The sequence below is a fragment of the Pseudovibrio sp. Alg231-02 genome, from assembly GCF_900143565.1.
Classification (GTDB): Bacteria; Pseudomonadota; Alphaproteobacteria; order Rhizobiales; family Stappiaceae; genus Pseudovibrio.
Genome location: NZ_FREX01000015.1, coordinates 53305 through 65198, shown reverse-complemented (window position 1 = coordinate 65198; position 11894 = coordinate 53305). Strand labels below are relative to the sequence as shown.

Here is an 11894-nt window from a genome sequence, read left to right as displayed (position 1 = left end):
AAAAGCCCGGTCAATCGACCGGGCTTTTTTAATGCGTAAAGCATCGCTGATTATCCAGCGTCTTCTCCGATCAGGCCGAGACGGCGATCGAGATAGCCGGCACAGTTCCCAATCAGACCATCTACATGGTTTTCAAAGAAGTGGTTTGCACCTGGCATTTCCTGATGGTCGATAATGATACCCTTTTGGGTTTTCAACTTATCAACCAGCGCCTGCACGTCCTTTTGAGGAACAACCTTGTCCTGCTCACCATGAATGATCAGCCCTGAAGACGGGCAGGGGGCAAGGAAGGAGAAGTCATGCAAGTTGGCTGGTGGGGCGATAGAGATAAAGCCCTCAACTTCAGGACGACGCATCAAGAGCTGCATGCCAATCCATGCACCAAATGAGAAGCCCGCAATCCAGCAAGCACGTGCATCCGGATGGATGGTTTGTACCCAGTCCAACGCCGCAGCAGCATCTGAAAGCTCACCTTGACCATGGTCGAACTGACCCTGGGAACGACCCACGCCGCGGAAGTTGAAACGCAAAACTGCGAAGCCGCGTTTCGCAAACATGTAATAGGTCTGATAGATAATCTGGTTGTTCATCGTGCCGCCAAACTGCGGGTGCAAATGAAGAACCAGTGCAATCGGAGCATTACGTTTTTTTGCTGGATGGAAACGGCCTTCTAGCCGCCCTGCAGGGCCATTGAAGATCACCTCAGGCATATACTGCAAAATCCTCTTGTTTTAGTCGGCAGCAAATGTCTGCCGGCTTTTTGGTATACCGGATCATTGTCGATTAAACTTGACTGCGAGACGCAAGTTTATTAGAACCAGTTTAGAATTATTCTACGATGAACCTCAAGGGCTACACTGAAAATCGGCCTCTATTGGAGAAAGGTATATCCAACTCGGCGCACGCACGTTATAGACCTCAACGAACTCAAAGGGAACTCTTTACCCCTTATCGTAAGCACCGTGGAAAATATCAAGGTTTCCATTTCCATAGAGACCCAATTAGGGCACTAAAGAACCCCATTTTCTGTGTTAAACTATGACAATAAACCGTGAACTGACATATTTAGACTATAACGCCAGCGCTCCGCTGAGGGAAGAATCTCTTTTAGCTCTTCAGGAAGCCTACAAAGCAGCTGGCAATGCGTCCTCTATTCACAGCAGCGGTCGGCGCGCCCGATCCATCATCGAAGATGCAAGGCACAAAATTGCAGATCTGGTAGATGGCAACCCGGCGAATATCATTTTTACGAGTGGAGCGTCAGAGGCAAACGTCACAGCATTATCGCCCACTTGGCTAAAAAATGGCGAGCCCTATATTCTGACCCAGGTTTTTGTGAGCGCAATCGAACACCCATCCATTATAGCTGGTGGTCGGTTTGCAGCCCAAAATGTTCAAAGCATTCCCGTTGATGAAGACGGGCGCGTGGTAGTGAGTGAACTGCGCAGATTGCTTGAGAAGCTGGGAGAAGATGAAACCGCGTTGGTTTCTGTTATGGCTGCCAATAGTGAGACCGGTGTTTTGCAGCCCCTGCAAGAAATCGGCGTTCTCACAGAAGATTTAGGTCATCTCTACCATGTGGATGCAGTCCAGATGGCAGGGAAAGAACCACTTTCAATGGCCATGATTGGCTGCAACTCCATGTCGATCTCCTCCCATAAAATCGGAGGTCCACAAGGGGTTGGTGCTCTTATCCTCGGGAAAGGTGATTTTCGCCCCATTCCGCTGCTGACGGGTGGCGGACAAGAATCGTGGAGAAGAGCCGGAACAGAGAATACGGCAGGCATTGCAGGATTTGCGGTTGCGGCAGCGCAATCAACTAATCCTGATGAACATGCTAGGATTTCGCGCCTGCGAGACCATATGGAAGAGAGACTGAATGAACTTTCTTCAGATGCGATTATCTTCGGTAAAGATGTCGCGCGTCTTGGCAACACGACGTGTTTCGCAGTTGAAGGGATTTCAGCTGAAACCGCACTGATCAACTTTGACTTGTTTGGTGTCGCTGTTTCATCTGGGTCTGCTTGTTCATCCGGCAAAGTAGGCGCATCCCATGTGCTTCTTGCAATGGGAGTATCGGAATCATTGGCGCGTGGCGCAATCCGGGTCAGTCTCGGTTGGGCGACAACCCATGAAGATGTTGAGCGTTTTTTAGGCGCTTGGACGAAAATTTATAAACGAATGAAGCCCACATAGAAGGGGTGAACGCCGTATATAAAAATAAACGAGGACAAACCCTCGTATAAATAAGGATGCACTGTGTTGCGACAGAGCATCTGTTAAGTAAGGGCAAACGGGTCCAATAATCGTACCCAATGCGGCTTTGAACCGCGTATGGAGACAAAGCATGGCGGCAGTCCAGGAAACAATTGATCAGGTCAAAGCAATTGATGTTGATCAGTATAAATATGGCTTCGTAACCGATATCGAAAGTGAGCTTGCTCCCAAAGGGCTCAATGAAGATATCGTTGCATACATTTCGGCTAAAAAAGACGAACCCGAATGGATGCTCAATTGGCGCTTGGAAGCGTTCCGTCGTTGGAAGACGATGGAAGAGCCAACATGGGCGCGAGTTGATTACCCGAAGATCGACTTTGAAGACCTTCATTATTATGCAGCACCTAAAAAACGTGAGGGACCCAAGTCTCTTGACGAGGTGGATCCAGAGATTCTGGAAACCTACAAGAAGCTGGGCATTCCATTGTCCGAGCAGGAAATCTTGGCAGGTGTTGCACCAGAAAATCGCGTCGCAGTTGATGCCGTTTTCGATAGTGTTTCAGTAGCAACAACCTTTAAGGAAGAACTGGCCAAGGCAGGCGTTATTTTCTGCCCGATCTCCGAAGCAATTCGTGAGCATCCAGAGCTGGTTCAAAAGTACCTTGGGTCTGTTGTTCCGGTCTCCGACAACTTCTACGCAACATTGAACTCAGCTGTGTTCTCTGATGGGTCGTTTGTGTACATTCCACCAGGCGTGCGTTGCCCAATGGAACTGTCCACCTACTTCCGCATCAACGAGCCGAACACAGGCCAGTTTGAGCGTACGCTGATCATCGCAGATAAAGGCTCTTATGTGTCTTATCTGGAAGGGTGTACTGCCCCTCAGCGCGATGAAAACCAGCTGCACGCTGCTGTGGTTGAGCTTGTTGCTCTGGAAGATGCACAGATCAAGTATTCTACCGTTCAGAACTGGTACCCAGGCGACTCTGAAGGCAAAGGCGGTATCTACAACTTCGTGACCAAGCGTGGCGATTGCCGCGAAAAGAACTCCAAAATCTCTTGGACACAGGTTGAAACCGGTTCTGCCATCACTTGGAAATACCCAAGCTGCATTCTGCGCGGAGATAACTCACAAGGTGAGTTCTACTCCATTGCGATCTCTAATGGTCACCAGCAGATCGACAGCGGCACCAAGATGATCCATCTGGGCAAAAATACTGCCAGCCGGATTATCTCCAAGGGTATCTCCGCAGGTGTCTCTCAAAACACCTATCGCGGGCAGGTTTCCGCGCATCGCAAGGCATCTAACGCACGTAACTTCACCCAGTGTGACTCGCTTCTCATTGGCGATAAGTGCGGTGCCCACACCGTCCCTTACATCGAAAGCAAGAACTCCTCAGCGGTGTTCGAGCACGAGGCAACAACCTCCAAGATCTCTGACGACCAGATGTTCTACTGTCAGGCCCGTGGCCTTGATGAGGAAGAAGCTGTCGCATTGATCGTGAATGGTTTTGTCCGGGACGTAATCCAGCAACTGCCGATGGAATTCGCAGTTGAGGCACAAAAACTGATTTCGATCAGCCTTGAAGGAAGTGTGGGCTAAAACGCGGATCACCGCGTTTGCCTCGTACCTATTGACGAATTGAAAAGACGAGAACGATAGATGCTTGAGATCAAAAACCTGCACGCCGAAGTTGATGGCAACAAAATCCTTCGCGGCATTGACCTGACTGTACGCCCGGGTGAAGTCCACGCGATCATGGGACCAAACGGGTCTGGTAAGTCCACCCTGTCATATGTATTGGCAGGCAAAGACGATTACGAGATCACTGAGGGCTCCATCTCCTACAATGGCGTTGACTGGGCTGAGCTTGGTGCCGATGAGCGCGCCGCTGCCGGCATGTTCCTTGCGTTCCAGTACCCGATCGAAATCCCGGGTGTTGCAACCATGACCTTCCTGAAGACTGCGTTGAATGCACAGCGCAAAGCACGCGGTGAAGATGAAATCTCCACCCCTGACTTCATGAAGCTCGTACGTGAGAAGTCCAAAGAGCTGAAAGTGACGCCAGACATGCTCAAGCGTCCACTCAACGTTGGCTTCTCCGGCGGCGAAAAGAAGCGCGCTGAGATCCTGCAGATGTCTCTGCTGGAACCAACTCTGTGCGTTTTGGATGAAACAGATTCAGGTCTGGACATCGATGCACTGCGCGTTGTTTCTGAAGGCGTCAACCAGCTTCGCTCCCCTGAGCGCTCTATGATCGTGATCACGCACTACCAACGTTTGCTGGACCACATTGTACCAGACGTCGTGCACGTTCTGTCCAAAGGTAAGATCGTGAAAACCGGCGGTAAAGAGCTTGCTCTTGAACTGGAGAAAAACGGTTACGCTGATTACGTCGGCGAAGAAGCTGCTTGAGCTGGAGGGTAACCGATGAATGCTCCGGCAAATATCAAAGAGACAAAAGCAGAGCAGAGCCTGAACGCTCAGTTCGACGCAATTTTCGCGCAAACAACGCAGGAAAACGCAAATCAACGCAAACAGGCGTGGGATGCTTTCAAAGCGAAAGGTATTCCACATCGCCGCGTTGAAGAGTGGCACTACACAGACCTGCGCACCAAGATGAACGATGCATTTGCATTGGCTTCAAAAACCGCACCTAAAGCTGATGCTTTGAAGGGTGCTGGTGATCTGAAGACCTACCGCATTGCCATCGTCAATGGTCGCTATGCGCCAGAACTGTCTTCAGATCAGAATGTTGCAGGCTTGAGCATCGCTCAGACCAACGGCTTCCTGGCAGCACAGCTGGGCACTGATGATGCCATGGCGCACCTCAATCAGGCTCTGGTTCAGGGCGGCATCAGCATCAAGATCGATGCAAATGCAAAGATTGAGCTGCCGATTGAGATCGTTCGTTACACCGACGGTTCCCAAGTCAGCTCCTATGCAGGCACCACGGTTGAGATCGGTTCGGGCGCAAAAGCGCTCATTATCGAGAGCTTTGAAGGCGATGCCGACGCTGCTTACCAATCCAACGCCCTCACAGAGGTCAAGGTTGGTGATAAAGCAGATGTGCACTGGCTGAAGCTGCAGGTGGAAAGCGCAAAAGCGCAGCATATCGAGACGCTTAGCATTGAGCTGGGTGCGGAAACCAATTTCCAGCACTTCATCTACAATGAAGGCGCATCGCTCTCTCGTGCCCAGCTCTTCCTTGAGTTCAAGGGCGAGAACACCCATGCTGGCCTGCGCGGAACATCTCTGCTCAAAGACAACCAACATGCTGATATCACACTGTTTGTGAAGCATGCCGTTCCAGGATGTGAAAGCCGCGAATACTACCGTTCTGTCGTCGACGACAAAGCCCGCGCAGTTTTCCAGGGCAAGATCATTGTGGAACAAGCAGCTCAGAAGACTGATGGTCAGATGATGATCAAAACGCTTCTGCTGAGCGATACCGCTGAAATCAATGCCAAACCTGAGTTGGAAATCTTTGCGGACGACGTTCAGTGCGCCCACGGTTCCACCACCGGCGACATTGACGAAGACCTGCTGTTCTACCTCATGGCACGCGGTATTCCAGAAGCGCAGGCACGCAAAATCCTCGTTCTCGCATTCCTTTCAGAAGCTATTGAGGAATTTGAAGAGGAACAGTGTGTAGAATTGCTGGAAGCAATGACACGCAGTTGGCTTCATGCCGATGATATGGTGAGCGAATGACCAAGGTCGACAACACGGCTTTCACAGCTCCATACGATGTTGAGAAGGTTCGGAAAGATTTTCCGATCCTTTCAACTCAGGTCTATGGCAAGCCGTTGGTCTACCTGGATAATGGTGCGTCAGCCCAAAAGCCGACGGCGGTGATTGATGCAATCACCAAAGCCTACACCCAGGAATATGCCAATGTGCACCGTGGCTTACACTATCTGTCGAACACGGCCACCGAAAACTTTGAGGCGGCACGCGAAACCGTGCGCCGCTTCCTGAATGCCCCAAGCGTTGACGAAATTATTTTCACAAAATCAACGACTGAAGCAATCAACCTTGTGTCCTACGGTTTGGAAGATGACATCCAGGAAGGCGATGAAATCATCATCTCCATCATGGAGCACCATTCCAACATCGTGCCTTGGAACTTCCTTCGGGAACGCAAAGGCGCTGTCATCAAATGGGCACCCATTGCAGAAGATGGAACGTTTCTGCTGGATGAGTTTGAAAAACTCCTGACAGATCGCACCAAAATCGTCGCGATGACCCATATGTCCAACGTCACCGGAACTGTGGTTCCAGTGAAAGAAGTCACGCGCCTTGCGCACGAACGTGGTGCAAAAGTGCTGATCGACGGCTCGCAAAGTGCAGTGCACATGCCTGTCGACGTTCAGGATATTGGCTGTGACTTCTATGCGATCACCGGGCATAAGCTCTACGGTCCAAGCGGCATCGGCGTGCTCTACGGCAAGAAAGAGATTCTCAACAAGATGCGCCCATTCCAGGGCGGTGGTGAGATGATCAAGGACGTGACCGAGTGTCTTGTCACCTATGCTGAAGCTCCGCATCGTTTCGAGGCTGGTACCCCGCCAATCGTTCAGGCTATTGGATTAGGGGCCGCCCTTGACTATATGGAGAGTCTGGGGCGCGAAAATATCGCATTGCATGAAGCGTCCCTACGTGATTATGCAGAGCAGCGCTTAAAGGAAGTCAATTCCCTGAAGATCTTTGGTAACGCCAAGGATAAGGGATCGATCTTCTCCTTTGAGATTGAGGGGGTTCACGCCCACGATATCTCGATGGTGATTGACAGAGCGGGCGTTGCAGTTCGGGCCGGTACGCATTGCGCGCAACCTTTGCTGGCGCGCTACGGCGTGACCAGTACATGCCGTGCAAGTTTTGGCCTGTACAACACCCATGATGAAGTCGACCGCCTGGTAGAAGCCTTGCGTAAAGCGCAGATGATGTTTGGTTAGGACCTATGACAGACAACACACAAACAAGCGAGTTCTCTGACGGACCTTTGACAACTCCGGAAATCAACCAGAGCTCCGCAATCCCTGCGGAAGAGCTGGAGCGTTTGACCGGCGATATCATTGCTGCGATGAAAACCGTATTCGATCCGGAAATTCCGGTCGATATCTACGAGCTTGGCTTAATCTACAAGGTTGATATCGAGGACGACCGCGCGGTCAAAATCGACATGACTTTGACCGCTCCAGGCTGCCCGGTTGCTGGCGAAATGCCAATTTGGGTAGAAAACGCAGTAAGCTCTGTACCAGGCGTTGGCACCGTGCAAGTGGATATGACCTTTGATCCTCCATGGGATCCTAGCCGCATGTCTGACGAAGCTCGCGTTGCGTTGAACTTCTTCTAAGGTTCGAATAGCGCTTACAATGTATGGCACCTCGACAGTGTTGAGGTGCCCATGGAGGGTGCAAAATGGCCTCAGGATTTCAGGTACTATCGCTGACGGACGAAGCAGCTGATTACATTCGTACTTTGCTTGAAGCAAGTGATGCCGATCCACTCGGTTTGCGTGTCGCCATAAAAACAGGTGGCTGTGCGGGCATGGAGTACGAACTGGATCTGGTAACAGAAGCAAAGTCCGGCGATGATGTTGTTGAAGATAAAGGCGTAAAAGTCTTTGTCGATCCAGCAGCTACGCTTTATCTGCTTGGAACGGAAATGGGTTTTGAAACGACGAAATTCCGCTCAGGTTTTACGTTCAAAAATCCAAATGAAGTCTCTGCATGCGGTTGCGGTGAATCCGTAGAGCTGCTGCCAGCTGATCTTTCAAAGTTTGCTCAGAAAAACTAGTAGCGCTCAAGTCTGAGCAGCTACGGCAATAGGTGGGATGCCGTGTCTCTTTTTAATTCATTGAAAAACGATAATCTCGAGACGTGGCATTCCTACACTAAACATGAATTTGTCCAGGGCCTTGGCGATGGAACTCTGCCAATTGCAGCGTTTAAGAAGTACCTCGTCCAAGACTATCTCTTCCTGATTGAGTTCGCACGCGCCTATGCGCTTGGCATGTACAAGTCCACTGACCTTGCTCAGATGCGAAAATGTCTTTCCTCCGCAAAGGGCATTCTTGAAGTAGAGATGAGCCTTCACATCCGCCTTTGCGAAAGTTGGGGGCTGTCTGAAAACGAGATTGTCGCAACTCCGGAAGAGCCAGCAAATCTTGCATACACCCGGTATGTTCTCGACACCGCAATGAAGGGCGATATGCTCGACCTGAAAGTTGCACTCGCACCTTGCGCTATTGGTTATGGGGAAATTGGTGCCGAGCTGGCAAAGCAAGATGGGGCACTAGATCCAAGCAATCCATATGCAGAATGGATCAAAGAATACTCCAGTGATGAGTATCAGGAACTCGCCGCTGATGCGGTGAAGGAAATCGATGATCTCGGCGCGCTCTACGCAACTGAGGCACGCTACGCCAAATTGTCTAGAATATTTAGAGAGGCCACTAGACTTGAGGCCAATTTCTGGCAGATGGGCCTCGAGCTATAATCACTTAAAAGAACACATCACATTTCTGTGAGTGGATGAAACGAGCAATAATCTTGTCGATCTTCGACTGAATATTGCAAGCTTTCAATATATTTATATCTTTTGGTGATTGCTTATGTCTTTATCCTCATTCTTTCTATCTGATAAACGCCCTGTATTCCTGAAGAATATCCGTTGCCGCCCCATGTTTGGCGGACACGGATATTACATAAATGGCAAAATGTTTGCCCTCGTTCGTGAAAAGTCACTCTATCTCAAAGCGGGATCCAATAACGTGGCCGACTTTTTGCTGACTGGTCAGCTGCCTTACATTCATCAGTGTTTTGGAGAGTATTTCCCGACGAACTTCTATTCGGTTCCGCTGAATATTGTCGAGGATGAAGTCCAGTTGACACGATGGATTGCAAAGGCAATACGCCAACTTGCTCAAGCCAAGGAGAGTGCGAAAGCCTCTTCGGCCTTGGATAGCCGACAAAAAAAGACGGCAGTCATACGGTCTGCCGTCTCGAATACGTTTCTATTTTAAAAATTAGCGCTGCTCAAGCAACCTGTGTCACGCTGGGGATCTTCTTCTCTTCCTCAGCTTTCACGAGGTTGCGGCCAGCTTTCTTGGCAGCATAAAGCGCAAGGTCCGCACGAGACACCATGCTTTCTGCACTGTCGCCAGACCGGAAAGTTGAAATGCCAATAGAGATTGTGATGCGACCAAGGTTCTCACCGGTGGAACGCTTCACGAGTTCTTTCGCCACAACGTTCTTACGGATCTTCTCCGCAATCACCTTGGCATCTTCAATGGTAGTTCTTGGCAGAATGATGCCAAACTCTTCACCACCATAACGACACGCAATATCGTTGTTCTTGACATTCTGCTTCACCGCCAGCGCCACAAGTCGAAGAACCTGGTCGCCGGTCTGGTGTCCGTAGTTGTCATTGAACTGCTTGAAGTGATCGATATCTGAAATCAACAAGGAGAGGGGAGCATGGCTCTCTTCTGTCTCCTTAACCGCACGCACAAGACTCTGATCGAAATGCTTGCGGTTGTTCAGTGTGGTCAGTTCATCGGTGAGCGATTCATAACGGATCGCCTCCAAACCTTCCTGCAAGACGCCGATCTGACGACGAGAATCAACCAGCTGTTCGCGAAGCTCTTGATTGCTTTCAGCGGTTTCAGTGGTCAGTTTTGCAAGATGAATGACAAGTTGGGAAAGTTGAGAACGATCACTGACGTTCTCAAGAGCGCTCAATGTACGGGCCAGCTCTTCACCGTATTCGGTGGTTTTGAGTGTTCCTTTATCAAGCGCCGAAATCAGTTCCCGAACTTCCTCAGAGATCTTGTCGCCAACTTCGTCAATGCGCTCACCCAAACGGTTCGGCGACAAAAAGCGGTTATAGATCTTCTGAGTCTCTTCAGGAGAAATTTTGCCATCACGGGCAAGAATCTTATTGATGGTCCGGTTCAGGGCCCGGTTAAACCCGGAAGCGTAAGAATACCACAGCTCATAGTTGCGTGGAAACGCTGGAAGCTTATTCGTCTTGATGTAATCGAGCGCACTGTCTGCATAAACAATCGTACGCTTGAACTCGTCTTCTTGACTCATGATTGCATCACCGCGTCACGGAAAGGGCTACCCCATAATTTATAAGCTAATTTAACATTAGCTTATTTAATGGGATATACCTAACCAGTGGTTAACCTCAGGAAAATGGGCTATCGGCTTTGAACTTTGGAACGAGTTTCCCGCAGCAGGAAGGCCGGAACGTGGCTTGCATTACGGAAAATTGCATCATCTTTAGGTTGATTAGCGCGGCGACCGCCTCTTGGACGAGGTGGAGCAGCACGACGCTCAGCGTGCATTGGAACCACAGGTTGCTCTTCAAGGCCAGCTGGTACAGATTCGGTTTCCTGAACTGCTGCTTCCTGAACTTCAGCCTTAGGCTTGCGTGAGCGGCTTTTTTCTTTTGGAGTGCGGGTAGAGCGGCGGCGAGACTTTTTGTCATCGGCAGGCTTGGAGAAATCAACCGGCTCTCCGACCCACTCGAGCTCTTTACCAATCACGTCGTTAATCGCTTGCAATGCTTTCTGGTCCTTGCCCGTCACAATGGAAATCGCAGTACCTTCACGGCCCGCACGCCCGGTACGTCCAATACGGTGGACGTAATCTTCTGCATGAATAGGAAGATCAAAGTTAAAGACGTGGCTCACGGTTGGAATGTCAAGACCACGTGCAGCAACATCACTGGCCACCAGAACCTTGATGTGACCCTTTTTGAAGTTGTCCAGCATGGTCATGCGAGAGCGCTGGTCCATGTCACCGTGAAGTGCACCAACAGAGAACTCATGACGCACAAGCGAACGGAAGAGGGTAGCTACATCGCGTTTGCGGTTACAGAACACGATCGCATTCTGCAGATCTTCAGCACCTTCGATCAGCTCGCGCAATTTCGCGCGCTTCTCGTAGTCTTCCGCATCAGCCGCCGCAATGCGCTGCGTTACAGTATCCGCAGTTGTAGAAGCTTTCGCCACTTCCACCTTTGCAGGGTTCTGCAAGAACGTGTCAGTCAAACGCTGAATCTCAGTCGGCATAGTTGCTGAGAAGAACAGGGTCTGGCGCGTGAACGGGATAAGCTTACAGATGCGCTCGATGTCTGGAATGAAGCCCATATCCAGCATGCGGTCGGCTTCATCGATCACGAGGATATCAACGCCCTGCAACAGCAGCTTACCGCGCTCGAAATGATCAAGCAGGCGGCCAGGTGTTGCAATCAGAACATCAGCGCCACGCTCAAGCTTGCGGTCTTGCTCAGCAAAGGAAACTCCGCCGATCAGCAGTGCGACGTTCAGCTTGTGATTGACGCCATATCGATTGAAGTTGTCTTCCACCTGCGCTGCAAGCTCACGGGTCGGCTCAAGAATAAGAGTTCTTGGCATCCGGGCGCGCGCACGGCCTTTTTCCAGAAGAGTAATCATCGGCAGCGTAAAGCTTGCCGTTTTCCCGGTTCCAGTTTGAGCAATCCCGAGGACATCTCTACGTTCGAGAACGTAAGGGATGGCGCCTGCCTGAATGGCAGTCGGTTCTGTATAGCCAGAGGCTTCTACAGCGGCGAGAACTTTCTCACTAAGTCCGAGAGTGGAAAACGACATATTTCATGTTCTTTACGATAATTGAGGAGA

At 50.4% G+C, this 11894-nt stretch carries 12 protein-coding genes; 9 read left to right on the top strand and 3 right to left on the bottom strand.

Features of this window, described 5'->3' with window-relative positions:
* Positions 1-50: 50 nt before the first annotated feature.
* Positions 51-710 (bottom strand): alpha/beta hydrolase, encoded by a 660-nt coding sequence (locus DHN43_RS25650; protein WP_057465167.1) that lies wholly within the window; start codon positions 708-710, stop codon positions 51-53.
* 328 nt (positions 711-1038) lie between these two features.
* Here DHN43_RS25650 and DHN43_RS25645 point away from each other — a divergent pair, with 328 nt between their 5' ends.
* From DHN43_RS25645 to DHN43_RS25605, 9 genes are all read left to right on the top strand, one after another.
* A complete protein-coding gene (locus DHN43_RS25645) occupies positions 1039-2196 on the top strand; it encodes a cysteine desulfurase family protein (RefSeq protein WP_063304929.1) in 1158 nt (385 codons plus the stop codon).
* A 151-nt stretch (positions 2197-2347) separates the two neighbouring features.
* A complete protein-coding gene (gene sufB, locus DHN43_RS25640) occupies positions 2348-3820 on the top strand; it encodes a Fe-S cluster assembly protein SufB (protein ID WP_057465165.1) in 1473 nt (490 codons plus the stop codon).
* A 60-nt stretch (positions 3821-3880) separates the two neighbouring features.
* Positions 3881-4633, top strand: coding sequence for a Fe-S cluster assembly ATPase SufC (sufC, locus tag DHN43_RS25635; RefSeq protein WP_057465164.1), 753 nt, complete (start codon positions 3881-3883; stop codon positions 4631-4633).
* A gap of 15 nt (positions 4634-4648) precedes the next feature.
* A complete protein-coding gene (sufD, locus tag DHN43_RS25630; RefSeq protein WP_108820546.1) occupies positions 4649-5932 on the top strand; it encodes a Fe-S cluster assembly protein SufD in 1284 nt (427 codons plus the stop codon).
* On the top strand, positions 5929-7176 hold the full coding sequence (locus tag DHN43_RS25625; protein ID WP_108820545.1) for a cysteine desulfurase: 1248 nt from the start codon (positions 5929-5931) through the stop codon (positions 7174-7176). Before sufD ends, DHN43_RS25625 begins: the two co-directional genes overlap by 4 nt.
* A gap of 5 nt (positions 7177-7181) precedes the next feature.
* A complete protein-coding gene (locus tag DHN43_RS25620) occupies positions 7182-7577 on the top strand; it encodes an SUF system Fe-S cluster assembly protein (RefSeq protein WP_063288640.1) in 396 nt (131 codons plus the stop codon).
* A gap of 65 nt (positions 7578-7642) precedes the next feature.
* Complete coding sequence (locus DHN43_RS25615) at positions 7643-8020, top strand: HesB/IscA family protein (RefSeq protein WP_057465160.1); 378 nt, start codon at positions 7643-7645, stop codon at positions 8018-8020.
* A gap of 42 nt (positions 8021-8062) precedes the next feature.
* Positions 8063-8722, top strand: a complete 660-nt coding sequence (gene tenA, locus DHN43_RS25610; protein ID WP_108820544.1) for a thiaminase II — start codon at positions 8063-8065, stop codon at positions 8720-8722.
* A gap of 115 nt (positions 8723-8837) precedes the next feature.
* Complete coding sequence (locus DHN43_RS25605; protein ID WP_108820543.1) at positions 8838-9248, top strand: TfoX/Sxy family protein; 411 nt, start codon at positions 8838-8840, stop codon at positions 9246-9248.
* 13 nt (positions 9249-9261) lie between these two features.
* Here the strand turns inward: DHN43_RS25605 and DHN43_RS25600 are convergent, their stop codons facing one another.
* Positions 9262-10320 carry a GGDEF domain-containing protein gene (locus tag DHN43_RS25600; RefSeq protein WP_108820542.1) on the bottom strand — a complete coding sequence of 353 codons (1059 nt, stop codon included), beginning with the start codon at positions 10318-10320 and terminating at the stop codon, positions 9262-9264.
* 110 nt (positions 10321-10430) lie between these two features.
* A complete protein-coding gene (locus tag DHN43_RS25595; RefSeq protein ID WP_057465156.1) occupies positions 10431-11864 on the bottom strand; it encodes a DEAD/DEAH box helicase in 1434 nt (477 codons plus the stop codon).
* Positions 11865-11894 lie beyond the last annotated feature (30 nt).

Bases quoted from the DNA above. Each gene is read 5' to 3' on its own strand.
- DHN43_RS25650 (WP_057465167.1), bottom strand. From the start codon at position 710: ATGCCTGAGGTGATCTTCAATGGCCCTGCAGGGCGGCTAGAAGGCCGT.
- DHN43_RS25645 (WP_063304929.1), top strand. From the start codon at position 1,039: ATGACAATAAACCGTGAACTGACATATTTAGACTATAACGCCAGCGCT.
- sufB (WP_057465165.1), top strand. From the start codon at position 2,348: ATGGCGGCAGTCCAGGAAACAATTGATCAGGTCAAAGCAATTGATGTT.
- sufC (WP_057465164.1), top strand. From the start codon at position 3,881: ATGCTTGAGATCAAAAACCTGCACGCCGAAGTTGATGGCAACAAAATC.
- sufD (WP_108820546.1), top strand. From the start codon at position 4,649: ATGAATGCTCCGGCAAATATCAAAGAGACAAAAGCAGAGCAGAGCCTG.
- DHN43_RS25625 (WP_108820545.1), top strand. From the start codon at position 5,929: ATGACCAAGGTCGACAACACGGCTTTCACAGCTCCATACGATGTTGAG.
- DHN43_RS25620 (WP_063288640.1), top strand. From the start codon at position 7,182: ATGACAGACAACACACAAACAAGCGAGTTCTCTGACGGACCTTTGACA.
- DHN43_RS25615 (WP_057465160.1), top strand. From the start codon at position 7,643: ATGGCCTCAGGATTTCAGGTACTATCGCTGACGGACGAAGCAGCTGAT.
- DHN43_RS25605 (WP_108820543.1), top strand. From the start codon at position 8,838: ATGTCTTTATCCTCATTCTTTCTATCTGATAAACGCCCTGTATTCCTG.
- DHN43_RS25600 (WP_108820542.1), bottom strand. From the start codon at position 10,320: ATGAGTCAAGAAGACGAGTTCAAGCGTACGATTGTTTATGCAGACAGT.
- DHN43_RS25595 (WP_057465156.1), bottom strand. From the start codon at position 11,864: ATGTCGTTTTCCACTCTCGGACTTAGTGAGAAAGTTCTCGCCGCTGTA.